Here is a 26,678-nt window from a genome sequence, read left to right as displayed (position 1 = left end):
ATGCGTTCTTATTATGAAAATTTATCGTCTGGTACTTTTATCCGTGGCCTTCAGTTCCCCGGCGGCCTTTGCCTTCCAGGCAAAAAACGTGACCATCGCAGAGGTCAGCGCAGAACAGCTGAAAAAATCGGAAGATAACATCGTCAGCAATTTTTATAGCCACAATGACGCCGGCTTCCAGACTTCCACCTTAGGCACCTGTAGCGCGACCCCGGTTCCCGGCTGCCATTGCGCCTTCTGCACGATGCTGCGCGGCGGGGCGTAAATACGCCGGTCGTCCACGGTTTGCCATAGTATCTTTGTGGTTATTGTTGATGGTCGGTTGATACCGGCTCCCGGACAATCATGCCGGTAGCGAGTTGTATGAGCCGCTTTTTAACCCGAAGAGAAAGCTGATGTTTAAGATAATTTATCTGACCGCCGCGCTGGCTATGCTGTCAGGGTGTTCTGGCCTTGTCGATAAGGTCAAAAACACCGAACTGAAAGAGGAATATTTCTCCGCCAGCGTAGAACGCACCCACGAATGTATTCAGTATCAGTCCATCCGCCAGCATTTTTATGTTGAAAAAGACGATCCGCTGCCCAACGGCAATAAAAGGTATCACCTTCTCAGAGGCGATGAGGCGGTGGTAAATATGGATATGGGAAAATCGGGCAAACAGACGCTGGTCAGTTTCTTCTACGATAAAAGAGACCCGCAGGTAAAAAGCGCGTTGACTGACATCATTCATCAATGCCACCGCGACCTGGATTAGCTTTACGGTCTTGCCCACACGGTCAGTCTCTGAGGGTACAAATATCCTGTATGGCGCAAACGCCATACAGGGGTTAGCCGCCGTGACTGGAATACATGCCTTGATGGCATAGCTGCAGGATAGAGCGTAGAACCTCGCCAGCCTTACCCTCTTTTTCTCCTTCTCCCTCGTCAGATCGCGGCGATCCCGCCGCGATCCAGGTAAACAACCGCCTGCCTGTTTATCAATAAATCCCAATTACATTCATTTTATTGGCATATGTAACACAAATGTTATGCCTTATTATCATTTTTTAACCAATCAATCGGTCACCACCAGAGGGATGGCAATTGTTTATAAATACGATAAAAAAACACTATCTGACGAAGGTATTGCTGGGTACGTTCACCTTGATGCTCGGATTTTCAGGCCCTCTGTATGCCGAAGAACAACTGCCATCGGTTATCCATATTGCGGGGCAGGGCAATCCCTACGGTACGCCGTACGGCTCGGCGGTCATCGGTGTGGTGCGCGCGGGGCACTATCTGGAAGACGAATTTGCTAAAGACAACGTCAAAATTGACTGGCAGTTTCCACAGGGAACCGGTCCGGCAATTAATGAAGCTTTAGCCAACGGACAGCTGGATTTCGCTAATTACGGCGGCTTACCTAACATCGTCGGACGGGGATCGGGTTTAGGCACCACCGTACTTGCCTCTTACGGCAGTAGCCCCATTTACGTGGTGGTGCGTAAAGATTCGCCGATCACAAGCCTGCAGGATTTGAAAGGTAAAAAAGTCTCGGTTTCGCGCGGGACGATTCTGGAGTTATCGCTGGCGACGCTGTTGTCGGAACAGGGGCTGACGGAAAATGATATTCAGCTCTTCGACTTAAAATCCGCCGACCAAATTTCCGCCCTGACCTCCGGCGATATTGACGTCATCGTCGGCACCTCTGACGTATTGACGCTGCTGGATAAAGGCATCGCCACGCAGATCTACACCACCAAAGGCAAATCCGACCCTGCCAATATTTTTGGCTCGCTGGTGGTGACAAATAATTTCCTTAAACAGTATCCGCAGGCCACTCAGCGGGTTGTCGACGCTTTCGTCAAAGCCGCCGCGTTTGTCGCTGACGAGAAGAATCGCCCGCAGGTTTTCGCCTGGTGGGCATTGACCAAAGTTCCGGCCAACAGTCTGGAGACGGACTATAAAGGGGATTTGTTAAAGGATCGTCTCAGCCCGCTGCTGGATGATTACTATCTGGCGAACCTGCGCCGCGGGATTGCGTTTGCGAAGCAGAGTAAGCTGATTCGCCGCGACATTGATGTATCGACGTGGGTCGACCCGAGCTATCTGAATCGCGCCATTGAAAAGTACGGCTATACCTCCCTGTGGACCAAAAAAGCGGCGAACGGAGAACCTGATGTCCAGAGCCAATAGCGAGATCGTTGAGGAGAGCGCCGATGTGCTGGTGGTCGGCGGCGGCCCGGCGGGAGCATGGGCGGCGCTGATAGCGGCGCGCAGCGGATGTCGGGTGATCCTTGCCGATAAGGGATATTTCGGCACCAGCGGCGCGACGGCGCCCTCCAATACCGGCACCTGGTGCGTTCCGCCCGGGCAGCGGGAAGATGAGATCGCCCGGCGCCGTCGGCTTACCGGCGAGCTGGCGGCACCTGAAGTGATGCAGCGTACCCTGGCGGGCTGTTGGGAAGGTTTACAACAGCTGCTTGCCTGGGGCTATCCGTTCCCGCACGACCACGGCGGCAACCCCTATCTGGCCAATTTGCGCGGCCCGGATTATATGCGTTTTATGCGCCAGAAGGCACGTGAAGCGGGCGTGACGATTATGGACCATTCACCCGCGCTCGCGCTGCTGAAGGATGCCGATGGCGTGGCGGGCGCGGTGGGGTTGAACCGGCAAAAAAACTTCTTCTGGCGCGTGACCGCCTCCAGCGTGGTGCTGGCTACCGGCGGCTGCGCGTTCGGCGAACGTATTTTAGGCGCAACCGGGCTGACTGGCGATGGCTACGTGATGGGGATGGAGGCGGGAGCGGCGCTGTCCGGCATGGAATATAGCGCTCAGTATGGGATTACGCCGGTCCATACCTCCATGAACAAAGGCGTCATTTATCAGTGGGCGACCTTCTACGACGCCAATGGTCATGTGCTGGCGATTGAAGGCGACCGCCAGACGGCGCTGGCGCAGGCCTTACTTAGCGGGCCGGTTTACGCCTGTCTGGACCGTGCTGACCCGCCGCTGCAGGCCTGCCTGCGCCAGTCGCAGCCCAACTGCTTTGTGCCGTTTGACCGCCAGGGAATCAACCCGTTTAGCGACAAGTTTGAAGTCGTGCTGCGCTGCGAAGGGACGGTGCGCGGCCTGGGAGGACTGCGCTTGCAGGATAGCCACGGCGCGACGGACGTTGCGGGATTGTACGCCGCCGGCGATGCCGCCAGCCGTGAAGGTATGAATGGCGTGATCAGCGGCGGCGGCGGCCCCAACGCCGCCTGGGCTATCGCCAGCGGGCGCGCCTCGGGTCTCGCGGCGGCCCGCGCCGCCGGGAAACTAAAACCGCTGGCCGCCGCACGTCGGCAAAGGCATCGCCAGACGCCGCTGCTGAACGTAGGCGGACTGGGCTACGACCTGTACGGCAGCGGGGCGGGCGCCGATGCGCAGCAGCCGGCCGCCATTCTTGATGCCGTTCGCGACGAAATGCTGCCGTTGAATAAGAACTTCTTCCGCACGTCGGCGGGCATCAGTCAATCGCTCAGCCGCCTGAACGGTCTTTCTAAATCACTCGGCTTATACGGCTACAGCGCCAGCGATTCGCTGGTTGAACTGCTGCGCAGACGCGAAGCTCGTTCCCTGCTGAAGGTCTCCCGCTGGTCCTATAAAGCCGCGTTGCTGCGGCAGGAGAGTCGGGGCATTCATCGCCTGTTGGATCGTCCGCATAGCCAGCCGGCGTTCGCTAAACGCATCGTTATTCATGGCCTGAATGCGCCCGCGTGGGACAGCCATGCGTTATCGGAGGGGGAGTAATTGATTGAAATTATCTCTGCAGCATCCTGCATTGCCTGCGATCGCTGCGTCACCGTTTGTCCTGCCAACGTATTTGATAGCGTTCAGGGACGGGCGCCGATCATCGCCCGTCAGCAGGATTGCCAGACGTGCTTTATGTGTGAAATCTACTGCCCGACGGATGCGCTGTACGTCGCCCCGGATGCGGAAAAAAGCGCCCAGGTGAGAGAGGAGACGGTGTCTCGCGCCGGCCATATGGGCGAGTACGCGCTTAATCTTGGCTGGAAGCAGGGGCGCGCCGGCGGAGCGGAAAACGATCAAACCTATCGCATTCGTGAACTGTACCGTCAGCAGCAATCGAGGCAACGGGAGTCGTCATCATGAGAAGCATCGTCATTCCTCAAACGCTAAAGGCGTCCGAACAACTGCCGCGGCGGGTCGCAACCAGACGCTATCCGTGGCTATTCAATAGCCTGTTGGCGCTGGTCTTTCCGGCGTTTATCCTGCTGCTATGGCAGGTCGCCAGCGATTTCGCGTGGATGCCGGAGCAGATCCTGCCGGCGCCGTCTTTCACCCTGCAAACGGCGATTGAGTTGATTCACTCCGGCGAGCTGGGGGAAGCCTTACGCATCAGTCTGCTTCGTCTCACGGGCGGCTTTTTGGTCGGCAGTACGCTCGGGCTGGCCTGTGGTTTGCTTTTTGCCACCTCCAGCGCTGCCGACGAGTATATTGGCCCGACGGTGCGCGCGATTTGCCTGGTACCGTCGCTGGGCTGGCTGCCGTTCTTTATGCTGATTTTTGGTATCGGGGAAACGCTGAAGTTTGTACTCATCGCGAAAACCTGCTTTCTGCCGGTGCTGATTTCCAGCTATAACGCCGCGCGCGATCTGCCGCAAAAATACCGCGATGTCGCCAGGGCGCTTGAGCTGAGCGGCAGCGAGCGCTTGCGGATTATTTATTTACCCGCCATTGCCCCGGCTATTTTTACCGGTTTGCGCCTGTCGTTGAGCAAAGGCTGGAAAGCGCTCGTTCTGGTGGAAATGATCGCCTCCGCCGCCGGGATTGGCTATCTGATGACGTGGGGGCGTAAAGCCTTCCAGCTCGATGTGGTGTTTGTCACCATGGTGTTTATTGGTCTGATCGGCTGGCTGATTGATTACCTGGCATCGCGCTGGGAAAAACGCCTGATGCGCTGGGCGGATGAGGGCGCGTCATGAGCCAGATACAAGGGCGCAAGGTGGCGTTTTCCCGCCGCTGGCGCGCCGTGATTTTGCCGCTGGGCCTGCTGCTGCTGTGGGCGGCGCTGAGCCACGCCCGGGCGATGAATGCCAATATTATGGTCTCTCCCCTTCAGGTAGTGCATACCCTATGGCAAAGCCTTGGCGATGGCTCATTACCGCTGGCGATTAGCGCCACGGTTCTGCGTGCGCTGGCCGGTTTGCTGATTGGCGGGTTGGCCGGATTGGCGGTCGGCATGCTGCTGGGAACCAACGGCCTCTCCCATCGTCTGTTTTCACCGACGTTTAACGGGCTACAGCAGATTGCGCTGTTCGCATGGATCCCGCTATTAAGCGCGTGGGTCGGCACCGGCGAAGGATTGAAAATTACCGAGATTTCGCTAGGCGCTTTTTTCCCGATGCTGCTTAGCACGCGCGAAGGCTGTCGTCAGGTCGCGGAAAAATATCGCGAAGTGGGTTACCTGCTTGAATTCAACGCCATCCAGATATTGACGCGTATTACGCTTCCCGCCGCGCTGCCGGCGATGGTGAGCGGACTGGAAACCGCCTTCACCATCGCGTGGCTCGGGACCATTGGCACCGAATATTTAGTCGGGACCGGCTACGTTAATGGGTTGGGCGATGGCTTAGGTATCTATCTTGCGGCGGCCCGTATGTACGGTGATATGGACAAGGTGATTGTGGGCGTATTCACGTTGGCCGTCATTGGCATTCTGTTAAACCGTGCGATTGCACTTTTATCCCGGAGAATAACACCGTGGTTGACGCATTAATTCCTGTCGCTTCAGCAGCAAACCCTACGCAGGCCATCGACATTGTTGACGTGTCGCGTTATTTCACTGTTAACGAAGGCATCTTTCAGGCGCTGGATCGGATCTCCCTGACGGTGAAAAAGGGGGAGTTTGTCAGCCTGATTGGCCCCAGCGGCTGCGGGAAATCCACGCTATTGCGCATGCTGGCCGGCCTGGATCGGCCCGATAGCGGGCAGGTTCTGGTCAGCGGCGTGCCGATTGATGCGCCGTCCTTATCCCGCGGGATTGTGTTTCAGGATCATCGACTGCTGCCCTGGCTCAGCGTTGAAGACAATATTCTGCTTAGTCTCAAGCGCCAGGGAGGCGCGACGGAGCAAAACCGGCAGAGCGTCGCCCGGTTGATTGAGCTGGTCGGGTTGTCAGGGTTTGAGAAAGCCTGGCCGCATCAACTGTCCGGCGGTATGTCGCAGCGCGCGGCGATTGCGCGCTGCCTGGCGCCCAACCCCGAAATATTGCTGCTCGATGAGCCTTTCGGCGCCCTTGATTCCCTGACGCGCCGTCGTTTACAGCAAGAGCTGCTGCAGGTCTGGGAAAAAAATCAACTTACAACGGTCATGGTGACGCACGATATTGACGAAGCGCTCTATCTGTCTGACCGGATTATCGTCCTGAAGCCGCGTCCCGGCCGTTTGCATAACCAATATGAGGTTGCTTTATCACGCCCAAGATCGCTGGACGATCCCGCGCTGCTGGAGATAAAGCGTGAGATACAGCGGGCGCTGGATGTGTGAGCGGTGGCGGCAGATGGACTTGCCGCGGCCATTCGCCGCGCAATGGGCGAAACCCGTCGGCCCCCCAGAGACTGGCGGCAAACGCCCATCCCGCTGATTTTCCCTCCGGTTGACCGCCGTAAAAATCATTGTTGCGTTAAAGACAAAAGTATTTTGCGTTAATGCGTATTTATAGCAAAAGTCACGCGCCGCATACTCACCCGCAGTCATACGTCAGTGGCTCTGCGTACACCCTAAGTCAGCATATGCCTGACTTAGGTACGGGTCGCTTCCGGCATCCGCCGCACTATCCCGCAGTTAAAGCGCCTGCCCGCACGATGGGGCGCTGCAGCCACTCGCCAACACCTTATATATCGGTAAGTTACGGAGCGGTTCATGAGTTTAGATGCATTAACGCGAGGCGGTTTTTCCGTGGGGGTTGAGCTTCCGCTGGATAACGACTGGTCCGCCAGCGGACAGCGTAAAAGGGTACAGGAAGGGCGCCCTTTCGGCATTCCCGATCTTTCAGGCCATGAAGATCTTATTATCCTGGCCGACCAGCTGGGTTTTCGCGCGGCGTGGATCAGAGACGTACCGCTTTACGACCCTTCGTTTGCTGACGCGGCCCAGGTCTTTGAAACCATGACCTATCTGGGCTATCTGTCCGCGTTGACCCGGACGATTTTACTCGGGACCGCCGCCGTGGTTCTGCCTTTACGCCAGCCCTGGCTGGTAAAAAAAGCGGCCCGCACGCTCCAGACCCTGAGTCACAATCGGCTGCTGTTGGGGATCGCCAGCGGCGATCGGCCGCTGGAATATCCCATTTTTGATGTCGATTACGCCACCCGCGGCGAACGCTTTCGCCGCAGCGTGGAGATTCTGCGCGCCGACGACGGCGAAGCGCTGCCGCAGGGAGTGCAGCTGTTACCTCAGGCGCCGAATCCTCCCCTGCTTGTTGCCGGCCTGGCGCAGCAGACGCCGGAATGGGTAGGCAAGCATATGGATGGCTGGCTGGCCTATCCCGGCACACCCAATGAACACGTCCGCCGCGTCGCGCTGTGGCGCAAGCTGGCGGGTGATAAACCCTATATCAGCTTTATTCATCTTGATCTGCTGGCGGATCGGCATGCGCCTGTTGAACGCATCCATTTTGGTATTCGGACCGGCGTGCAGGGATTAATCACCGAATTAAATGCCATGCGTCAGGCCGGGGTGAATCATATTGGCCTGCATTTTCGGCATAACCAGCGCCCGCTGGCAGAAACTTTTCACGACATTGCCGAAAGTGTTTTGCCTCATTTCCATCAGCCAACGCTTTAGCCGCATAAAATATCAGTGTCAGTAACGCGATTAACTATACCTGCAAGGTTCATCGCTTGTTATACCCCTTATTATTCAAATAAAGGATAGGTGCTATGCAAAATACGCTTTTTTCTCCGCGTCATGCCGCTTCGGCGGTGGCGATATATGGGCTATTTAACCCGCTACCGGTCGGCTTTTTCACCGCCGCGTGGATTTTCGATCTGATTTATCTCTCCAGCTTTAATTCTCTGTGGACCCTGGCCGCCGCGTGGTTGATTAGCTTTGGGCTGGTGCTGGCGATTATTCCGCGGCTCATTAACCTGGTGTACGTATGGAAAGGCGGTTTCGCAGCGCTTTCAGCGCCGAAGGTGGATTTTTGGCTCTCGGCGGCCGCCGTTGTGCTGGCGATTATTAATGCTTTCGTCCACAGTCGGGATGCGTATGCCGTTGTCCCTCAGGGAGTCATACTGTCAACGCTGGTGGTATTACTGCTATCGATTGCCAATATTCAGACGGCGCTTCGTAGCCGCCAGAAGGCGGGGGTATAAGCCATGAAAAAACAACATATCCTCTCCCTGCTGACCCTCTCTTTGGCCCTCGGCCTGGCCGGCTGCGACGATGCTTCCACGCTGGACCCGAAACAACAGATGGGCGCCGAACCGACGCTGCCGCCGGCGGAGAATTTCCTGTTGCCGCCGATGAAGGTACCGCGGGGAGTCGGCTGGAAAGAGGGGGAAAAACCGAGAGTCGCCGCCGGGCTGCACATTGAGAAAATGGCCGATGGTTTTCTGCACCCGCGCCAGCTCTACGTATTGCCAAATGGCGACGTGCTGGTGATTGAGTCCAACGGTACCGGCGATCCGGTTTCCATGCCGAAACAGAAGATCATGGGCTGGGTGCAGAGCTTTTCCGGCGCGGGCGGCAAAGGCGGGAATCGCATCACGCTGCTCCGTAATAGCAATGGCGATGGTGTGACGTGGCAGAAACACCTCTTCCTGGAAAATCTGCATTCGCCATTCGGCGTACAGCTGATTGGTAACGATCTGTATGTCGCCAATTCCGATAGCCTGCGCAAATATCACTATCAGAGCGGGCAGACGCGGATCGACGATCCGGGAGTCGAGCTGACGGAACTTCCCGGAGGCCCGATTAACCATCACTGGACGAAATCCCTGCTGGCCAGCCCGGACGGTAAGACGCTGTATGTCGGCGTGGGGTCGAACAGTAATATCACGGAGAACGGCATCGGCGCGGAATACCGGCGCGCGGCGATTTTGCAAGTCGATGTGGCGAGCGGAGCCAGCCGTATTTATGCCAGCGGCTTGCGCAACCCAACGGGGCTGCAGTGGGAACCGCAGAGCGGAAAACTCTGGGCGGTCGTCAATGAGCGCGATGAAATCGGCGCCGATCTGGTCCCCGATTATCTCACCTCTGTGCAGGAGGGCGGGTTCTATGGCTGGCCATATAGCTATTTTGGTCAGCATATCGATCGCCGGGTGCAGCCGCAGCGCCCTGATCTGGTGGCCAAAGCCATTAAACCCGACTATGCCCTGAGCTCACACGTCGCGCCGCTGGCCCTGTGGTTCTATAGCGGAACGGGCTTACCGGCAAGATATCGCGGCGGCGCTTTTATTAGCGAGCACGGCAGCTGGGATCGTAAGCCTTTAAATGGCTATCGCGTCGCCTGGGTCGCCTTCAAAGAGGGGAAACCCGTTGGCTATCCGGAGCCGGTGGTGACCGGTTTCCTCAACGACAGCGGCAGCGAAGCCCACGGTCTGCCCGTAGGCCTGGCGATGGATAAACAGGGCGCGCTGCTGGTGGCGGACGATGCGGGGAATACCGTCTGGCGCGTCACCGCCGCCAGATAGACCGGCCCCCGCGATGCGCGATTATGAGTGGCGTAAGCGGGGCGCCTCGTCCTTGCACCAGAGATGATAGAAGCGCCTGAGCAGCGCTTTTGGCCAGCCCGGTTCGCCGGGCATTTCGGCCATGTCCAACCCTTTGTCGCACGTGCTGAGGCAGGCGGCCATAATATCCCAGTGAAACTCCGGGTGGAACTGCACCGAATACGCCGTGTCGCTATAGCGCAGAATCTGGCAGGCGTCCCGGGCGGAAAACGCCAGCACGCTGGCGCCTTCCGGCGGCCGCAGCACGGTTTGCTGGTGAGAAAGCCAGGCCGAAAAACGTCCGGGAAAGGCCGTCAGCAGCGGGGCCGTACTGTGTTCGGCGAGCTGGATCAGCTGAAGCCCGCGTTCGCTCCCCAGCGGGTTATCTGCGACCACGCCGCCCAGCGCGTGGGCAATCAGCTGGTGGCCGTAGCAGACGCCCAGCAGCGGCAGATGCAGGGCGTAGGCGCGGCGTATCCATTGTGCGGTCTCCTCGCTCCACGCCAGCCGGTCGGTGACCATCGCCCAGGAGCCGCTGATGATGGCGCCGCAGATCCCGCCGATGGCGGGCAGAGGATCGTGGCGATCCGGGCGAATAACCCGGTACTCCTCGCGCGTTAAGGCGAGCGCCTGCACCAACCATTGGCTTTGCTCGCCGACTGCCTGACGGATGGCCGCCGGCGGTTCGCCCATTTGAATAATCGCTAACGGCCTGGCCATCTTAATCCTGCAGATAAAAGTCGAGACTGGAGTTCAGCACCGGGCGAACAATCCCCGTCCGTAGCACAAAGTCGCCGAACGCCTCATCCAGGTTAGCCGCCTGCGCCCAGGCGCTAATCAATGCGTCAACCTCGTGGATAATCTCCTCAAGCGGCTGGTTCTCTTTATAGAGGCGAGGGATACGCGTACCTTCGCGGTTGCCGCCGAGGTAGACATCGTAGCGGCCCACCGCGCGGCCCACCAGACCGATTTCGGCCAGCATCGCTCTGCCGCAGCCGTTCGGGCAGCCGGTGACGCGAAATATTATCGACCGATCGGCAATACCGTTACGCAATAAGATCTCATCAAGGCGATCGATGATGCCTGGCAGCACGCGTTCGGCCTCAGCCATTGCCAGAGGACAGGTGGGATAAGAGACGCAGGCCATCGAACTTTTACGCTGCGGCGATACCGTTTCATCAATCAGGCAATACCGCTGCGCCAGTTGGTTAATCCGCGCTCTGTTGTGCTCGCTGACGCCCGCAATGATGATGTTTTGATTGGGCGTTAAGCGAAAATCGCCGTCATGGACTGCGGCGATGGCGGCGAGCCCCGATTTTAGTGGTTTGCCCGGTTTATCAATCAATCTCCCGCTGGGGATAAACAGGGTAAGATGGTGCTTACCGTCGATCCCTTCGACCCAGCCGATACGATCGCCGCGGCTGCTAAAGGCGTAGGGTTTCAGCGTCTGAAATGCAATGCCAGCCCGCCGCTCGACTTCCGCTTTAAAGACCTCAATGCCTACCCGATCGATCGTATATTTCGTTTTGGCATTGCGTCGATTTGAGCGGTTTCCCCAGTCCCTTTGGGTGGCAACAACGGCGGCGGCAACCGCCAGGGTGGCGTTCAAGGGGATATAGCCTAGCGCCGTCGCGAGGCGTGGATAGGTGCTATGGTCGCCGTGGGTCATCGCCAGGCCGCCGCCGACAAGCACATTGAAGCCTGTTAACTGCCCGTGCTCGCCGATAGCGACAAAGTTAAGATCGTTTGCGTGCAAATCGACGTCGTTTTGCGGCGGGATGACCACCGCGGTTTTAAATTTGCGCGGTAAATAGCTGTTGCCCAGGATGGTCTCGTCTTCCGGCTGCTTGATCTTTTCACCGTCCAGCCAGACCTCAGCATAGGCATTGGTTTTGGGCAGCAGGTGCTCCGATATCTTTTTGGCCCATTCGTATGCCTGATGATGGAGTCCGGATTCCACCGGATTTGAGGTACACAGCACGTTGCGGTTGACGTCGCCCGCCGTCGCCCGTGAATCCAGACCCAGCTGATGCAATAGCCGATGAACCGGCTTGATATTGCGCTTTAGCACGCCGTGCAGCTGCAGCGCCTGGCGGTTGGTGATGCGGATGCTGCCGTAGAGCGTATGCTGCGACGCAAACTCGTCGATCCCCAGCCACTGCTGCGGGCTGATGATCCCGCCGGGTAACCGTACCCGCAGCATCACCGTGTGCAGCGGCTCCAGCATTTGCGCCGCTCTTTCCTGGCGAATATCGCGATCGTCCTGCTGGTACATGCCGTGAAAGCGGATCAGCTGAAAGTTATCGCCGAGAAATCCGCCGGTTAATTCGTTATGTAGATCTTCTTTAATCGTGCCGCGCAGAAGCTGGCTCTGCTGCTTTAATCGCTCATTATCCGAAAGTTTATCATTGCTCATCATATTGTTCTCAAAATGTGCGGGTTAATTCACCCAGAATACGGGCGGATTACATCACAGCGGGTAATTAACCGACAGGCACAGTTAGTTTGTTAATCGATATAACAGTTGTTATAACCTACGGTTCTAATTAATAATTATGCGTTGTTGAACGGTTTTTCCGATATGCGTTAACGATTATTTTGCTAACGGCGCGAGAGCAGAAGGCGAGGCATCGCATGAGAGGCCGGCTTTATATTTATCCGCCACCGCTCAAGAGCGTTTATTTTTTAGGGGCGGTGAACGTTTGCGGGTTGTAGGTGGCAGGCGCGGCGTGCATATAGTGCTGAATCTGCCCGATAAATGCGTGTTTGCTTTTGAAATTATACTTAAGGTAGGCTGAGGCGGTATCTTCAATCCCGAGGATGATATCCGTCATCGCATATTCAATCTTTTTATTCGTGACGAAGGCGCCGACGGTCATCCCGGTACGTTTCTTAAAAATACGATGGACATATTGTCTGGAAACATTTAAATATTCCGCGATATCATAGACAGAAATGTTATTTTTTATATTTTGATAAATATACTGGATGGCAACGTTAATCAACGCCTGTTCGTTAGGTTTTTTGTTGTCGGGTAATTGAGCCTGGTGTTGCATAGATACTGGTTCTTTTCTTGATATACCGTTTTCATCGTATGCGATTTAAGACACAACAAAATATACAATATTGCGGTTTTTATGGATAACAGTATTGCGGCAGTCGGTATTACCGGGACTTTGGCGCAGACGTTTTCTGCGCATCATCCCTGCCGCACGGCGGGGAAATGCCTTAAGCATGGCTGGCAGGAGGCAGCCATGCTGGAAGGCGGTTCACTAAACGATTTCGTTCAATTGATGATAATTTTGGCCGTTAAGCACGGTATCCAGACGCCGCAGCCCTTGCTGCAACTCGCGGCAATCGCGGGCGCCGCCAAGAGAGATTCTTACCGCTCCCGGCCCCCGGCCTTCAGGGCTGAAAACATGCGAAGGGGCAATCCCCAGCCCGGCCCGGGAGGCGGTGTTGGTCAGGCTGTAGGGATCCCAGTGCGCGGGCAGCCTCAGCCAGACGTGCAGCCCGTAGGGATGTGCCTGTAGAGGGTGGCTCAGCAGCGACGCCACCAGCTGCTGGCGGCGGCGATTCTCCTCCCGCAGCTGGCTGAGAAGCTCGGCTGCGATACCGGTATGCACCCAGTCCGTCACCACTGCCGACATCAGCGGGTTGGCCACCAGGGTCAGCGAGCGCAGCGCGTGGGCCAGCGGCTCGTACGACATCCCTTCGGGGACGACGACCCAGGCGATACGCAGCCCCGGGGTCAGGCATTTGGAGAGGGTGGCAATATACCAGGTGTGTGCCGGGGCGAGGGCGGAGAGCGGCGTCATTGGCTCGGCAGGCAGCAGCCCGTAGGGATCGTCCTCAAGCAGCGTCCAGCCGTTTTCCGTCGCCAGGCGGGCGATCTCCCGGCGTCGTGCTGCGGAGAGGGTGACGGCGGTCGGGTTGTGGATCGTCGGGTTGAGATAAACCACTTTTGCCCCATGCTGGCGGCAGGCTTGCTGCAGCGACTCAGGCAGCATGCCCTGCTCATCGCCCTTCACCCCCACCACGTTGCGCCCGAGCTGCCTGGCCGCGGCGATAAAACCGGGGTAGGTCAGCTCGTCCGCCACAATCACTTCCCCCGGCTGGGTTAGCAGCAGTAACAGCGCGCTAATCGCCGCCTGTGCTCCGGAGCTGACCACCACCCTGGCGCTGTCCAGCGGTCCCAGCAGCGGCGTCAGCCACAGCGCGCCGGCCGCGCGCTCCGCCGGTTCACCGGCGCCAGGATGATAGCTCATCAGCGAGGCCGCGTCGGGGCTCAGCTGCATCCGGGTCATCGCTTCGCCAATCAGCGGCAGAATCCGCTCGTTACCCGGCGGGATATTCATGCTGAGGTCAAGATGGGTCTGGATCTGCTGCGGTAAGGCGATAAAAGAGCCGCGTCCGCTGGCCGCCTGCAGCAGCCCGCGCTGGCGAATCGCGGTATAGGCGCGGGTCACGGTGGTGAGATCGACCGCCAGCCATGCCGCCAGCTCGCGCTGCGCCGGCAGACGGTCGCCTGGCTGGAGAATGCCGTTATTTATCGCCTCGACGATCTGCGTGACGATCTGTTTGTATCGGGGACCGCCTGCGGGCGACAGCGGGCGAAGCCACGTCGCGTCAGGAAAACTTGTCTTTTCTTTCTCCGACGTATTTTTCATACATCCCTCTGGATAAAAGCATACAAATTAGTATAAATTAATTAACACAAATTAAATGTATGCATACATCTTTAACTTGTATGTTTTTTCGAGCGTAAATCATGAGAGTTACCGACCCATGCGGAAAAGGAGCCTATGAACAGATTCCCCGAATGTAACCGGCCGCGTCAGAGTATCAATGCCGCGCTAAACCTTCCCAGCTTAGCGACTTTCTCGACCAGCCTCAAACCCGGCCATGCGGTTAGCCGCGTGATTCATGCATCTTAGGGCGCAATGTGATGTTAAAACGAGTCTGTCAATCACTCAGGCTGCCGCTGGCGCTGGGTATTTTGCCTTTGCTGAGCGGCTGCAACTGGGCATTGTTCAATTCCAAAGGCGCGGTGGGAATTGAGCAACGCAATCTGATTATCACCGCGATTATGCTGATGCTGATTGTCGTCATACCGGCAATCGTGATGACCTTTCTTTTCGCATGGCGCTATCGGACGGGCAATCGCCACGCGCGATATACCCCGGAATGGGCGCATTCCAACAAGGTAGAAATCATCGTGTGGGGCGTTCCGCTGTGCATTATCGTGGTACTGGCGATCGTCGTCTGGGTCAGCACCCATCGCCTCGATCCTTATCGTCCGCTGGAATCATCCCAGCCGCCGCTGACCGTTGAGGTGGTGGCCACCGACTGGAAATGGGTATTTATCTATCCCGAACAGGGGATCGCGACGGTGAACGACCTTGTGTTGCCGGTGAATCGCCCGGTCTCCTTTCAGATCACCTCCGACGCCACCATGAACACCTTTTTCATCCCGCAGCTGGGCGGACAAATCTACGCGATGGCCGGGATGCGCACGCAGCTGAACCTGATCGCCAATGAGACGGGCGATTATGCCGGGATGTCCGGCAACTTCAGCGGCCCGGGTTTTTCCGATATGAAGTTTGTCGCGCACGCCACCAGCGCCGCGCAGTTTGACGCCTGGGTCAGGCAGGTGAAAGAAGGGAATCATCCGTTGGATTTCAACGGCTTCAAACAGCTGGCGCTCCCCAGCGAGAAACACCCGCCGGAGTATTTCTCCGCCGTCGAGCATGGTCTGTTCCAGCGCGTTATCGACCAGTTTATGGACTCCGGGATGGATATGGGCAGCCATATGCATGACATGAGTTCGGACAATTCAACCAGTTCCAGGGAGTAAAATATGTTTGGCAAGTTGACTCTGGAGGCCGTTCCTTACCATGAACCTATCGTCATGGTAACCATTGCCGCCATTTTGCTGGGCGGTGCGGCGGTTCTCGTCGCGCTAACGGCGTTTAAAAAGTGGGGGATTCTGTGGCGCGACTGGCTAACGACCGTCGATCACAAGCGTATCGGGATTATGTACATCTTCGTGGCGCTGATTATGCTGGTCCGCGGTTTTGCCGATGCCATTATGATGCGTACTCAGCTGGCGGTGGCCAGCGGCGGGAGTGAAGGTTTTCTGCCGCCGCACCACTACGATCAGATTTTCACCGCCCACGGCGTGATCATGATTTTCTTCGTCGCCACGCCGTTTTTTACGGGCCTGATGAATATCGTGATGCCGCTGCAGATCGGCGCGCGCGATGTCTCTTTCCCGTGGCTGAATGCGCTCAGCTTCTGGCTGTTCGTCGGCGGGGTGATTCTGGTTAACCTGTCGCTGGGGGTAGGGGAATTTGCCCAGACCGGCTGGGTTGCCTATCCGCCGCTTTCCGGTATTCAATACAGCCCCGGGGTCGGCGTGGATTATTACATCTGGAGCCTGCAGCTTTCGGGACTCGGCACGCTGCTGACCGGGGTGAATCTGTTCGTCACCATCCTCAAGATGCGCGCGCCGGGGATGAAGCTGATGATGATGCCGATTTTCACCTGGACCACGCTGGTCACCTGCGCGATTATCGTCGCCGCCTTCCCGATCCTCACCGCCGTGCTGGCGCTGCTGACCCTCGATCGCTATCTCGATATGCATTTCTTCACCAACGAACTGGGGGGGAATGCGATGATGTACGTCAACCTGATCTGGGCGTGGGGGCATCCGGAAGTGTATATCCTCGTGCTGCCCGCTTTCGGCGTGTTTTCCGAAGTGACGCCGACCTTCGCGCGTAAAAAGCTGTTCGGCTATAAGTCGATGGTCGGCGCGACGCTGGCGATCGGCATTCTCTCCTTCCTGGTCTGGCTGCACCACTTCTTCACCATGGGTTCCGGCGCCAACGTCAACGCCTTCTTCGGTATTATGACGATGATTATCGCCATCCCGACCGGGGTGAAGATCTTTACCTGGCTGTTCACTATGTTCCGCGGGCGGCTGGAGTTCACCACGCCGATTCTGTGGACGCTCGGCTTCCTCGTCACTTTCACCATCGGCGGCATGACCGGCGTGCTACTGGCAATACCGGGGGCCGACTTCCTGTTGCATAACAGCCTGTTCCTGGTGGCGCATTTCCATAACGTGATCATCGGCGGCGCGCTGTTCGGCTACCTGGCCGGGTTTACCTACTGGTTCCCGAAAGCGTTCGGCTTCCGGCTGAATGAGAAGCTTGGGCGTTACTCGTTCTGGTGCTGGATTATCGGCTTCTATCTGGCCTTTATGCCGATGTATATCCTCGGCTTTATGGGCATGACCCGCCGTCTTAATCACTACGACAACCCGGACTGGGCGCCGTATCTGAAGGTGGCCGAAGTGGGGGCGTTCTTTATCCTGTTCGGGATCTTGTTTTTTATCGCCCAGCTGTATGTCAGCATCCGCGATCGCCATCAGAACCGCGATCTGACCGGCGACCCGTGGGATGGTCGCACTCTGGAATGGGCGACCTCATCGCCGCCGCCGTTCTATAACTTCGCCATTGTTCCCCATGTGGCAAGCATTGACTCCTGGCATGAGGCGAAAAAGGCCGGGAAACACAATTTCGGCGAGCGCTACGAACCGATTCATATGCCGCGTAATACCGGCGGTCCGTTCATTATCGCCATGTTGGGCACCGTGATGGGCTTCGGTCTGATCTGGCATATCTGGTGGCTGGTGATTGGCTGCGCGCTGGCGATTGCCGTCGGCGTCATTGCCCGCAGCTATAACGACGATACCGATTACTTTGTTCCCGTCAGCGAAGTGGAACGGATCGAACGCCAGCGCCTGAGTCTTAACGTTAACAAGGTATAAATCATGAGTAGCCATACACTTGCGCCCGCGGCGGGGCATGAAGCACACGGTCACGACGACGGTAGCGCCCAGTTAGGACTGTGGATTTATTTGATGTCGGACTGCATTCTGTTCGGCTCTATTTTCGCCACTTATGCGGTGCTGAGCAACGCCTTTGCCGATGCGCTGACGCCGAAAGAGCTGTTTGAGATACCGTATGTCCTGACGGAAACCTTTATGCTGCTGCTGTCCAGCATTACCTACGGCTTTGTGATGCTGGCGCTGCGCAGGCAGCGTCGCGCACAGGTGCTGCTGTGGCTGGCGGTCACCTTTGCCTTCGGGGCTATCTTCGTCGGCATGGAACTGTTCGAATTTCATCATCTGATCGCCATCCACGCCGGGCCGGATAAGAGCGCCTGGCTCTCCGCGTTCTTCACCCTGGTGGGCACTCACGGTTTACACGTCACCTTCGGCCTGATCTGGATGGCGGTGCTGTTTCACCAGGTGCTGACCAAAGGGATCGGCGGCAAGATGTCCGGGCGGCTCTCCTGCCTGAGCCTGTTCTGGCACTTCCTCGATCTGGTGTGGATTTGCGTATTTACCGTGGTCTATCTGCTGGGAGTGTACTGAGATGGAAAAAATAACCCACGTCGGCGAACACGAAGCGCACGGGACGCTGGCGTCCTACCTGGTGGGCTTTGTGCTGTGCGTGATCCTGACGATGATTCCTTTTTCGCTGGTGCTCTGGCCCTGGGCGCCGCGCAACGTCACCCTGGCGCTGTTCGTTATCACCGCCGTGCTGCAGGTACTGGTGCAGCTGGTGTTCTTCCTGCACCTGAACCGTAAAACGGAAAATGGCTGGAACCTGGCGAGCTTTGCCTTCACCTTGTTGATTCTGCTGATTATTATCGGCCTGTCGATCTGGATTATCTGGAGTATGCATTACCACATGCTGATCCGCGCCTGAGGCAGGACGGAGATGCGAACACCGCGGCCCCGGCAGGGAATCTGTCGGGGCCGTTGTTTTAAGGCTGGCGGTGGAAACGCGCAACAAACTGCTTTTGCATTTCCGCGCAGCTTTCATCATTGAAATAGCCGACGATGTTGCGCCCGGACTCCGGCTGCGAGGCAAGCTGGCACTGGCGTATCGCCTCACGGGCGTTATTTTCCGCGTTGTGGTTCGTCCACAGGGTCATGCAGGCGATCATTATGGCGTAGACCGCCACGATGAACAGTAGCGCAAGCCCCATTAACAGCAGGCAGCCGCGCGGTCCCGATCTGAGCTTCATGGTGTACCTTACGATTCTGATGGCGAGGGAAGAGAGCGGTATTATAAAATATTGTATGCATACAATAAACCATACAATTGCGATATTGTATGGTTCATACGGCGGGAGATCGGGAGAGCGCCTGCTGAGCTGCGGCGTTGTCCCGGCAATGCTGGCTGTAGCGGCCAGGCGTGACGCCGGTGACACGTTGAAACGCGCGGTTAAACGCGGCCTGGGACTGATAGCCGACGCGTTCCGCGCTCTGCGTCAGGCTCACACCGTTGCCGATGTGCTGGCAGGCGATCGCCATGCGAATATGGCGCACTATCTCCGCCGGCGGCAGCGGCGAGACCTGGTTAAAACGCTGAATAAACCACGAGCGGGACATGCCCGACGTACGCGCCATCGTCTCCACGGTCCAGCAGCGTGCCGGAAACAGGACGATCTCCGCCATCAGATGGAGAAACTCCGTCGCCACAGGAACCTTATCCAGCGGCGTCTTAATCGTATGGCAGGATAAATAGTGGCGGATTACCATGAAAAACAGCAATTCGGTCAGCGAGGCGATGAATTTTTCACTGGCATAGTGCGTCTGCGTCGCCTCCTGATTAATCACCGCCACCAGTTTGCTGATTGAGCCGGAGAGGTCATCCTCTGCCTTAAATACGATCGCCGGCGGTAAAAAACTTAGCACCATCTGACTAATGGCAGTTTTAAAGATAATAAAACCGCAGGTTAATGCCGTGCTGGTTTCGTCTTTATAAGAGAGCGGCTGCATTTCCCGGAGCGGCGCCCGATATGCGCTTTGCGCATCGGCCTGCGAGGAAAGAACGAATGGACAATCCTGTAAAATAAATACCATATCGCCTTTTTCCAGCCGCGTCGGTGTGGGAAGAGGGGGCAGATGCAGCCAGCAGTGACCCTCCATCACCAGATGATAGCTGGCCTTACCGCTGCCGGCAGTGCCGCCTTTCCACGACCCGCAATATTTACCCACGTGGTAAACGGTGCTCTCAATACTCAGGTTATCTAATAACCATTCGTTATTTAGCATAGTAAAAAAGAATAAATAAAGGACGAATGAACAATAATCAACTTTTTATCAGTGTTGCTCCTGGTGTGCAATAAAAACATACTGGTTGGAATTTAACGGGAGGATAATTATGTCAAGAATTACCTTGCAGTCTCTGGAAAGCGCACCAGCGCAATCAAAACCGTATCTGGAAAATGCCCGGCGTGCTTCCGGCTTTATTCCTAATTTATTACTGGCGCTGTCTAATTCACCGCAGGCGCTGGAAACATATATAACAGTTGGCGGTATAAATAATAATAACAGTTTATCCGCAGCGGAAAGAGAGACGGTTCAGCTGATTGCCGCCACCGTTCACGGTTGTGGTTTTTGCGTGGCGGGGCACAGCGCGACGGTAGAAAAGAAAAATATTATGGCACAGGCCGATTTGCAGGCGCTACGCGAGCGGCAGACCCTGCCTGATTCGCATCTTGAGGCTATCGCCAGCTTTACCCGCGAAGTCATCGCCACCCGCGGCGCGGTTAGCGACGCGGCATGGCGGGCGTTTCGCGAGGCGGGTTACAGCGAGCGGCAGGCGCTGGATGTGATCCTCGGCGTCAGTCTGGCCACGCTGTGCAACTTCGCCAACAGCCTGGCGCAAACGCCGCTGAATACCGAGTTAAGCCAATGGGCCTGGTCCGACTGAACCTGGCGTATCGTCTGCTGAAGGAGAGTGCGAATGCTACATCACCCATTACGCGAGTGGCTTGACGACCGGGCTGTGGAGCTGGATCGCTCCGGCGAGCTCAGCCATACGCTATTGCAAAAGCTGGCCGAGGCGGACTTATTTCGCATCGGGGTACCGGAAGCGGTCGGCGGCAGCGGCGGTACGCTGCTGGACGCGATCGACGCCATCAGCGCGGTGGCCCGCCATTCGCTGACGGCGGCGTTTATGTTCTGGGGACATCGTACCTATATCGACATTCTGACGCAGGCGCCGCAGAGCGCGTTATGCGCGCGGCTATTACCCGAACTGCTGGCCGGCCGGCTGGCGGGGGCGACCGGCTTATCCAACGCGATGAAATTCCTTTGCGGACTGGAAGAGCTTCAGGTCGGCGGCGTTCCTGACAAGGCGGGCGGCTGGCGGGTTTCCGGGCAGCTGTACTGGGTCACCAATTTACAAACCAGCGGTTTCCAGGCGGTGACGGTGGTTCTGCCTGAGACGGGCGGCGAGCCGTTTATCGCCAGTATCGGCTCCGGGCTCGCTGGCGTGGCGCGCTCCGACGATCTTGCCCTGATGGCGATGCAGGGCAGCGCCACGGCGGCGCTGCGTTTCAACGATGTCGTGCTGGAGAAAGAGTGCGTGATTCATCCTGTCGCCCGGACGTTCTTGCCCGCCGTGCGCCCGCGTTTTCTCGGTTTGCAGTGCGGTATGGCGCTGGGATTGAGCGAACGCATCCTTGACGAGTGCCGCGACAGATTAAGCGACGGCCATGTGCTGCGCGGCGAATGGCAGGCGCTGACCCAGCGCTATCACCAGATCCGCTCCGGCCTCTGCGGCGGCGTGGCATGCCAGCGGTTTGTGCAGCAGCCTGGTGAACTGTTCCGGCTGCGCATCGAACTGGTCGAACTGGCGATGAGCGTCATGCAGCTGGAATTAATGCTGGCGGGAGGCCGGGCCTACCTGTCGCCGCAGGGCGATCAGATTGCGCGCCGCTGGCGCGAATGCGCCTTCCTGCCGCTGGTCACGCCCAGCGTTGTTCAACTAAAACAGCAGCTGGCAAGGCAGCCGTCATGAGCGTTTTGCTACATGCCAGCCACCTTGAGGTGGGGTATCGCCGCCGGCAGATGACGACCCGCTTGCTGCAGGATTTCAGCTTTTCACTGGCGGAAAATGAAATTGTCGCCGTGGTGGGGGCCAGCGGCGTCGGGAAATCCAGCCTGCTGCGGATCCTGGCCGGGCTGGAAACGCCGCTGGCCGGCCAGGTGAGTTACCTCGGCCTGCCGCTGAACGGCCCGCACCCCCATCTTTCGGTGGCTTTCCAGGACGCCACGCTGTTGCCCTGGCGTACTCTGGAACAAAACGTCGCTTTTGGTCTGGATTTTCGCCATCAGCCGCGTCTTGACGCGCAGGAACGTCGGGAACGCGTGCGGCACGCGATTGCAGCAGTTGGCCTGAGCGAACATCGCAACAAGTTGCCGGCCCAGCTTTCCGGCGGAATGGCGCAACGCGTGGCGTTAGCCCGGTGTCTGGCTCGGCTACCGAAGGTGATGCTGCTTGACGAACCGTTCAGCGCGCTGGATGAAGTCACCCGTCATGATATGCAGCGGCTGTTAATCGCCGTGCTCAATCAACACCGGATGTCGGCGCTGCTGATTACCCATGACATTGATGAGGCGCTGCTGGTGGCCGACCGGGTCGTTTTACTGGGCGGCAGCCCGGGGCGGCTGATGGGCGAATGGCGCCCGCACATTCCCCAGCCACGCGATAATGCCCTGGAGGCGCTGGCCGCCCTGCGCCTGGATATTTTGAAAAAACTGCGCGATGTGCGCTCTGATACCGATGCGGAGAAACGCTATGTGCCTGATGTGTGATGCGGTGTCGCGCCGCGACTTTTTGAAACTGAGCGCGCTGCTGAGCGCCGGAGCCGCTCTGCCGCTGATTATGCAGCAGCAGGCCCGCGCCGCCGCCGAACCGGATGCGCCGGTCAGAGTCGGCTATCTGCCGATTACCGACGCGGCGCCGCTGCTGGTGGCGCACGGGCTGGGCCTGTTCGACAAGGCTGGGGTGAAGGCTGAACGTCCGGTGATGTTTCGCAGCTGGTCACAGCTGACAGAGGCGTTTATCGCCGGCCGGGTGAATGTTATCCATATGCTCTCTCCGGTCACTATCTGGGCGCGTTTCCAGGCGAAGCTACCGGCAAAGGTGGTGGCCTGGAACCATACCAACGGCTCGGCGCTGACCGTTGCGCCGCAGATTAGCCGTCCGGAAGAGCTGGAAGGGAAAACCGTCGCCGTACCTTTCTGGTATTCAATACATAACGTGGTGCTTCAGCAAATCTTGCGCAGCGCCGGGTTGCAGGCGGTCACCGGCACGCCGGGGAAAAAGCAGGTCCGTCTGCTGGTGCTTCCGCCTGCGGATATGGTGCCCGCGCTGGCGGCCGGGCAGATTCAGGGCTTTATCGTCGCCGAACCGTTTAACGCGTTGGCGGAAGCGCGCCATGTCGGGCGCATCCTGCGCTTTACCGGCGATGTCTGGCAAAACCATGCCTGCTGCGTGGTGATGATGCATGAAAGCGACCTGACCACGCGCCCGGCGTGGAGCCAGAGCGTGACCGATGCGCTGGTTAACGCGCAGCTATGGATCCGCCAGCATCGGGCGGAAACAGCGCAACTGCTGGGGCGCGGCGACGAGCATCATTATACGCCGCACGACGCCGAGGTGCTCCGTCAGGTATTGCTGCCCACCCCGGCGATGCAGGCCGGCTGGCAAAAGGACGGCGCGATCCGCCATGAAGACTGGCACCAGCAGCGGATTGATTTCCAGCCCTGGCCTTACGGCAGCTATTTCGCTTCGCTGACCGAGCAGCTAAAGCTGACGGTGATGGAGGGGAACCGCGATTTCCTCGAACAGCTGGACGCACAGCAGGTCGCCGCCGAGCTGGTGGAGCCGGAGTTTGTTCGTCAGAGTATTGCTCGCGCCGGCGGCATGACCGCGTTTGGTCTGGCCGACCAGGCTTTTGACCGCAAGGAAACGATCGCGCCATGAAGTTGTTTTTCATTCGTATTGGCTGGGCGCTGCCCGGCCTTGCGCTCTTGCTGCTGGTCTGGTGGCTGGTCGCGCACTTTGGCGGAGGTATGGCCGGGCTGTTCGCGCCGGAAAACGCCTTCCGCAGCCTGGGGGAGATGCTTATCCAGGGGGAGCTGACGCGGAATATCGCGATCAGCCTGTCGAGAGTGGCGGTTGGACTGGGGCTGGCGCTGATGGTCGGCATTCCGCTCGGTCTGCTGATTGGCTGCTCGCCGGCAAGCGAGCGTCTGGCGATGCCGGCGATGCAGTTTCTGCGTATGATATCGCCGCTCTCCTGGATGCCTGTGGCGGTAATGCTGCTGGGGATCGGCGATCGCCCGATCTGGTTCTTGCTCAGCTTTGCCGCGGTATGGCCGGTTCTGCTTAATACCGCCAGCGGCGTCAGGCAACTGCCGCCCGGCTGGCTGCTGCTGGCCCGTTCGCTGAGCGCCACGCGCAGGGAAACGCTCTGGCATATTATTCTGCCCGGCGTGCGCGCCCACATTCTCACCGGCGTCCGGCTGGCCATCGGTATCCTGTGGATTGTGCTGGTGCCTTGTGAAATGCTGGGGGTCAGCTCAGGGCTGGGGTATGCCATTCTCGATGCCCGCGACCGGCTGGATTATTCCGCGCTGATGGCGGTGATTGTGACCATCGGTGCGATCGGTTTTTTGATGGACTGGCTGGCCAGATATCTGATTCAGGCGGTGAGCGCCTGAATAGCGGTTAACCTCCGCCGAGGGCAAACGTGCCCGGCATGCCGTAGCGCATTAAATCATCGGCGTAGAAGTCGGGTACGGCGCTTTCACGGATCGCCTGGGCCGTGCGGGTAACGTCGTAGCGTACGCTCCTGACGTCCAGGGTGAGCGTTCCCCGCTGGTAGCGGGCTAAAAGCCAGCTTGCCTGCGGCTGACCGGGTTTGATTCGCCCGGTCGCCCCCGGGTTGGCGATAATGCACTGACCTTGCTCTGACGTCACGGTTCTGACCCCGGCGCGATGCGTATGCCCGGCCATCAGCACATCAAAAGCATATTGTTGCCGGTATGCCATCAGCTGCGCATCGCTGACCTCCGCCGTCAAATACTCCGACAGCGAACGCGGGCTGGCGTGGACCAACAGGATCCGTAGCGGCGCGTGGCGCGGGCCAATATTCAGACGCAGGGAGGTGGGGCGGTTTTGCAACCAGCGTCGGTTCTCTTCGCTTAGCGTTCGTTTACTGAGTCTGACGGCCAGACGGCGAGCCTCACGCTCGGCCGCGCTATGCCAGGGGAGCGGCTTCAGCGGTTCGTTGCAGGCGACGCGGCGGTCATGGTTACCGAGTACCACCGGGATATTCTGCTGGCGCAGGAGCGCAATGGTCTCATTGGGCCACGGGGCAAAATCCACCAGATCGCCGAGGCAGTAGCGGGCATCGACACGGTACTGCCCGATATCATCAAGCACGGCCTTCAGCGCCGGCAGGTTGGCATGTACATCGCTGAACGCGGCGAAGGTAAAATCAACCATGGGCTTTCCCCTTCATGTTCATTGACCACATCACAAAGAGCGCCGAGCAGAACGCGAACAGCGCCGCGCCGATCAGCAGCGCCGCAAAGCCGCTGCGGTAAGCGTTATGCATCAGTTCCCGCAGCATCCCGGCCTGCTGCGGAGGATAGCTCGCCAGCGCCCGCGCGATATCGCCGGTAACCAGCCGGGCTAGCGCCTCCTGATGCAGGGGCAGGTGATTTGCCTGCAGGGAGGCGCTCAGCATGTGGCGCAGGCTGCTGGCCAGGATAGCGCACAGAATGGCGAACCCGAGCAGGATCCCGGAAAATCGCGCCGTGGTGCTGATCCCGGAAGCCATCCCGGCCCGCTGGTGTGGGACGGTGCCCATAATCGCCTTTTGCGTTTCGCCGTTCAGCATTCCGCCGCCGCTGCCGAGGAGCATCATCCCGCCGGCGACAAGCCCGCTCATCTGCTGCTGGACGGCGAAGGCGATCAGCAGATTTCCTGTCGCCACCAGCAGCAGCCCGATCGCCAGCAGCCAGCGGGCGGCGAGGTAATGCGCCAACCAGCGCCCCACGACGGGAAAGACCAGCATCGCGAGGGCGAAAGGGAGCATGCCGATACCGGCGTGGAGCGCTGATTTACCTTCGACATTTTGTAACAGCAGCGGCAAGAGCGAGGTCATGACCTGGGTGGTGGCGGCGTAGGCGAACATCGCCAGCACCGCGCCGATAAAGGGCAGGGAACGAAACAGGCGCAGATCCAGCATTGGCGCGCGTTGCCGTTTTTCGACGAAGGCAAAACCGCCAAAAAAGCACAGGCTGCAGGCGAGGCGCAGCAGCGTTTCAGGGCTGAGCAGGCCGCGTTCCGGGGCGAGAATGAAGGCCCAGGTAAGCATAAACATCGCGGCGATAAATAGCACGATGCCGGGGATATCCAGTTTTCCGGCATCAGGGTGACGCGATTCCTCAATCACCCGCAGGACCAGCAGGGCCAGCAGCAGGCAGATGGGGATATTGATATAAAAGGCCCATCGCCAGCCAAGCAGGGCGCTGATAACGCCGCCCGCCAGCGGCGCCAGCACCATGGTGATGCCCATTATCCCTCCCCAGATGGCCCACGCGCGGTTGCGCTCCGCGGGGAGGCGCCAGGTATGACCGATAATCGCCAGGGCGGGGGCGAGCAGGAGCGCCGAACCGACGCCCTGCGCCGCGCGGGCAAAATTGAGCCACCTCACCGTTGGCGCGACTCCACAGGCCAGCGATGACAGGGTAAAAAGCGCGATCCCCCACAACAGCACTTTCCGGCGGCCAAAACGATCCGCCAGCGAACCGGCGGGCAGCAGGAGCGAGGAGAAACAGAGGACATAGGCGCCGATAACCCACTCCATCGCGGAGAAAGTGGCGCCGAGCCCCTGGGCGATCGTCGGCAGCACTACGCCGACGATATTGGTATCGACCACCGTAATGGCGCAGCCGAGCGAGGCGACCAGCAGAACCGAACCCGGCGATTTAACCGCTTCGACGGAAGAGTGATGGGCCATCAGGACTCCTGAAATGAGAGGGGAATGAAGGCTCTCAGGATCGCCCGCGCCGCCCGCAGTATCAATTTCA

Annotated in this window: 28 protein-coding genes; 20 read left to right on the top strand and 8 right to left on the bottom strand. The window is 58.4% G+C overall.

The annotated features are described in order from the left end of the window. Positions 1-13 precede the first annotated feature (13 nt). The 11 genes from EDF73_RS01620 to EDF73_RS01570 all read left to right on the top strand — a co-directional run bounded on the left by EDF73_RS01620 (position 14) and on the right by EDF73_RS01570 (position 9,682). On the top strand, positions 14-265 hold the full coding sequence (locus EDF73_RS01620; RefSeq protein ID WP_132725030.1) for a hypothetical protein: 252 nt from the start codon (positions 14-16) through the stop codon (positions 263-265). Between the two features lie 130 nt (positions 266-395). Then, on the top strand, positions 396-755 hold the full coding sequence (locus tag EDF73_RS01615) for a hypothetical protein (RefSeq protein WP_132725028.1): 360 nt from the start codon (positions 396-398) through the stop codon (positions 753-755). A 329-nt stretch (positions 756-1,084) separates the two neighbouring features. Continuing rightward, positions 1,085-2,176 (top strand): ABC transporter substrate-binding protein, encoded by a 1,092-nt coding sequence (locus tag EDF73_RS01610; RefSeq protein ID WP_132725026.1) that lies wholly within the window; start codon positions 1,085-1,087, stop codon positions 2,174-2,176. Further along, positions 2,160-3,773, top strand: coding sequence for an FAD-binding protein (locus tag EDF73_RS01605; RefSeq protein ID WP_132725024.1), 1,614 nt, complete (start codon positions 2,160-2,162; stop codon positions 3,771-3,773). The genes EDF73_RS01610 and EDF73_RS01605 overlap by 17 nt, the downstream gene beginning before the upstream one ends. Continuing rightward, complete coding sequence (locus EDF73_RS01600) at positions 3,774-4,136, top strand: 4Fe-4S dicluster domain-containing protein (RefSeq protein WP_132725022.1); 363 nt, start codon at positions 3,774-3,776, stop codon at positions 4,134-4,136. Next, positions 4,133-4,969: an ABC transporter permease gene (locus EDF73_RS01595; protein ID WP_132725020.1), complete on the top strand. Its 837-nt coding sequence runs from the start codon at positions 4,133-4,135 to the stop codon at positions 4,967-4,969. The genes EDF73_RS01600 and EDF73_RS01595 overlap by 4 nt, the downstream gene beginning before the upstream one ends. Then, positions 4,966-5,763: an ABC transporter permease gene (locus EDF73_RS01590; RefSeq protein ID WP_132725018.1), complete on the top strand. Its 798-nt coding sequence runs from the start codon at positions 4,966-4,968 to the stop codon at positions 5,761-5,763. Before EDF73_RS01595 ends, EDF73_RS01590 begins: the two co-directional genes overlap by 4 nt. Then, on the top strand, positions 5,748-6,533 hold the full coding sequence (locus tag EDF73_RS01585; protein WP_207896576.1) for an ABC transporter ATP-binding protein: 786 nt from the start codon (positions 5,748-5,750) through the stop codon (positions 6,531-6,533). Before EDF73_RS01590 ends, EDF73_RS01585 begins: the two co-directional genes overlap by 16 nt. A 375-nt stretch (positions 6,534-6,908) precedes the next feature. Next, complete coding sequence (locus tag EDF73_RS01580; RefSeq protein ID WP_132725014.1) at positions 6,909-7,832, top strand: TIGR03571 family LLM class oxidoreductase; 924 nt, start codon at positions 6,909-6,911, stop codon at positions 7,830-7,832. Positions 7,833-7,927: 95 nt separating this feature from the next. Beyond that, the gene (locus EDF73_RS01575; RefSeq protein WP_132725012.1) at positions 7,928-8,362 is read left to right on the top strand and encodes a hypothetical protein; all 435 of its coding nucleotides are present in this window, start codon (positions 7,928-7,930) and stop codon (positions 8,360-8,362) included. A 3-nt stretch (positions 8,363-8,365) separates the two neighbouring features. Beyond that, positions 8,366-9,682 carry a sorbosone dehydrogenase family protein gene (locus EDF73_RS01570; RefSeq protein ID WP_132725010.1) on the top strand — a complete coding sequence of 439 codons (1,317 nt, stop codon included), beginning with the start codon at positions 8,366-8,368 and terminating at the stop codon, positions 9,680-9,682. 21 nt (positions 9,683-9,703) lie between these two features. On the opposite strand, the gene EDF73_RS01565 is transcribed toward EDF73_RS01570, so the two are convergent. From EDF73_RS01565 to EDF73_RS01550, 4 genes are all read right to left on the bottom strand, one after another. After that, entirely contained in the window at positions 9,704-10,420 is a 717-nt protein-coding gene (locus EDF73_RS01565) for a glutamine amidotransferase (protein ID WP_132725008.1), read from the bottom strand. Between the two features lies 1 nt (position 10,421). Next, complete coding sequence (cysI, locus tag EDF73_RS01560; protein WP_132726249.1) at positions 10,422-12,116, bottom strand: assimilatory sulfite reductase (NADPH) hemoprotein subunit; 1,695 nt, start codon at positions 12,114-12,116, stop codon at positions 10,422-10,424. Between the two features lie 262 nt (positions 12,117-12,378). Beyond that, complete coding sequence (locus EDF73_RS01555) at positions 12,379-12,756, bottom strand: AraC family transcriptional regulator (protein ID WP_132725006.1); 378 nt, start codon at positions 12,754-12,756, stop codon at positions 12,379-12,381. A gap of 216 nt (positions 12,757-12,972) precedes the next feature. Continuing rightward, positions 12,973-14,370 (bottom strand): PLP-dependent aminotransferase family protein, encoded by a 1,398-nt coding sequence (locus EDF73_RS01550; RefSeq protein WP_132725004.1) that lies wholly within the window; start codon positions 14,368-14,370, stop codon positions 12,973-12,975. A 278-nt stretch (positions 14,371-14,648) separates the two neighbouring features. Between EDF73_RS01550 and cyoA the strand changes: the two genes are divergently transcribed. From cyoA to cyoD, 4 genes are read left to right on the top strand one after another with little or no spacing between them, the layout of a single operon-like run. Beyond that, positions 14,649-15,557, top strand: a complete 909-nt coding sequence (gene cyoA, locus EDF73_RS01545; RefSeq protein WP_132725002.1) for a ubiquinol oxidase subunit II — start codon at positions 14,649-14,651, stop codon at positions 15,555-15,557. 3 nt (positions 15,558-15,560) lie between these two features. Next, positions 15,561-17,534 carry a cytochrome o ubiquinol oxidase subunit I gene (cyoB, locus tag EDF73_RS01540; RefSeq protein WP_132725000.1) on the top strand — a complete coding sequence of 658 codons (1,974 nt, stop codon included), beginning with the start codon at positions 15,561-15,563 and terminating at the stop codon, positions 17,532-17,534. Positions 17,535-17,537: 3 nt separating this feature from the next. Continuing rightward, positions 17,538-18,143, top strand: coding sequence for a cytochrome o ubiquinol oxidase subunit III (cyoC, locus tag EDF73_RS01535; protein ID WP_132724998.1), 606 nt, complete (start codon positions 17,538-17,540; stop codon positions 18,141-18,143). A gap of 1 nt (position 18,144) precedes the next feature. Further along, a complete protein-coding gene (cyoD, locus tag EDF73_RS01530) occupies positions 18,145-18,480 on the top strand; it encodes a cytochrome o ubiquinol oxidase subunit IV (RefSeq protein ID WP_132724996.1) in 336 nt (111 codons plus the stop codon). Between the two features lie 58 nt (positions 18,481-18,538). Here the strand turns inward: cyoD and EDF73_RS01525 are convergent, their stop codons facing one another. Beyond that, positions 18,539-18,802 (bottom strand): hypothetical protein, encoded by a 264-nt coding sequence (locus tag EDF73_RS01525; RefSeq protein WP_132724994.1) that lies wholly within the window; start codon positions 18,800-18,802, stop codon positions 18,539-18,541. 94 nt (positions 18,803-18,896) lie between these two features. Then, positions 18,897-19,835: an AraC family transcriptional regulator gene (locus EDF73_RS01520; RefSeq protein ID WP_132724992.1), complete on the bottom strand. Its 939-nt coding sequence runs from the start codon at positions 19,833-19,835 to the stop codon at positions 18,897-18,899. A gap of 109 nt (positions 19,836-19,944) precedes the next feature. On the opposite strand from EDF73_RS01520, the gene EDF73_RS01515 reads away from it, so the two are divergent. From EDF73_RS01515 to EDF73_RS01495, 5 genes are read left to right on the top strand one after another with little or no spacing between them, the layout of a single operon-like run. Beyond that, entirely contained in the window at positions 19,945-20,496 is a 552-nt protein-coding gene (locus EDF73_RS01515) for a carboxymuconolactone decarboxylase family protein (RefSeq protein ID WP_132724990.1), read from the top strand. 33 nt (positions 20,497-20,529) lie between these two features. Then, positions 20,530-21,588, top strand: coding sequence for an acyl-CoA dehydrogenase family protein (locus EDF73_RS01510; protein ID WP_132724988.1), 1,059 nt, complete (start codon positions 20,530-20,532; stop codon positions 21,586-21,588). Further along, positions 21,585-22,385, top strand: coding sequence for an ABC transporter ATP-binding protein (locus EDF73_RS01505; protein WP_132724986.1), 801 nt, complete (start codon positions 21,585-21,587; stop codon positions 22,383-22,385). Before EDF73_RS01510 ends, EDF73_RS01505 begins: the two co-directional genes overlap by 4 nt. Next, entirely contained in the window at positions 22,369-23,559 is a 1,191-nt protein-coding gene (locus EDF73_RS01500; protein ID WP_132724984.1) for an ABC transporter substrate-binding protein, read from the top strand. The genes EDF73_RS01505 and EDF73_RS01500 overlap by 17 nt, the downstream gene beginning before the upstream one ends. After that, a complete protein-coding gene (locus EDF73_RS01495; protein WP_132724982.1) occupies positions 23,556-24,299 on the top strand; it encodes an ABC transporter permease in 744 nt (247 codons plus the stop codon). Before EDF73_RS01500 ends, EDF73_RS01495 begins: the two co-directional genes overlap by 4 nt. Before the next feature lie 7 nt (positions 24,300-24,306). Here EDF73_RS01495 and EDF73_RS01490 read toward each other — a convergent pair whose 3' ends face one another. Both EDF73_RS01490 and EDF73_RS01485 read right to left on the bottom strand, forming a co-directional pair. Continuing rightward, positions 24,307-25,086, bottom strand: coding sequence for a metallophosphoesterase (locus EDF73_RS01490; protein WP_132724980.1), 780 nt, complete (start codon positions 25,084-25,086; stop codon positions 24,307-24,309). After that, positions 25,079-26,608, bottom strand: coding sequence for an MFS transporter (locus EDF73_RS01485; protein ID WP_132724978.1), 1,530 nt, complete (start codon positions 26,606-26,608; stop codon positions 25,079-25,081). Before EDF73_RS01485 ends, EDF73_RS01490 begins: the two co-directional genes overlap by 8 nt. Between the last annotated feature and the right edge of the window lie 70 nt (positions 26,609-26,678).

It is taken from the genome of Klebsiella sp. BIGb0138, from assembly GCF_004342285.1.
In the GTDB taxonomy this organism is placed as follows: domain Bacteria; phylum Pseudomonadota; class Gammaproteobacteria; order Enterobacterales; family Enterobacteriaceae; genus Klebsiella.
Note: the sequence above shows the minus strand (reverse complement) of the source record. Positions and strands in the feature narration are given on the sequence as shown.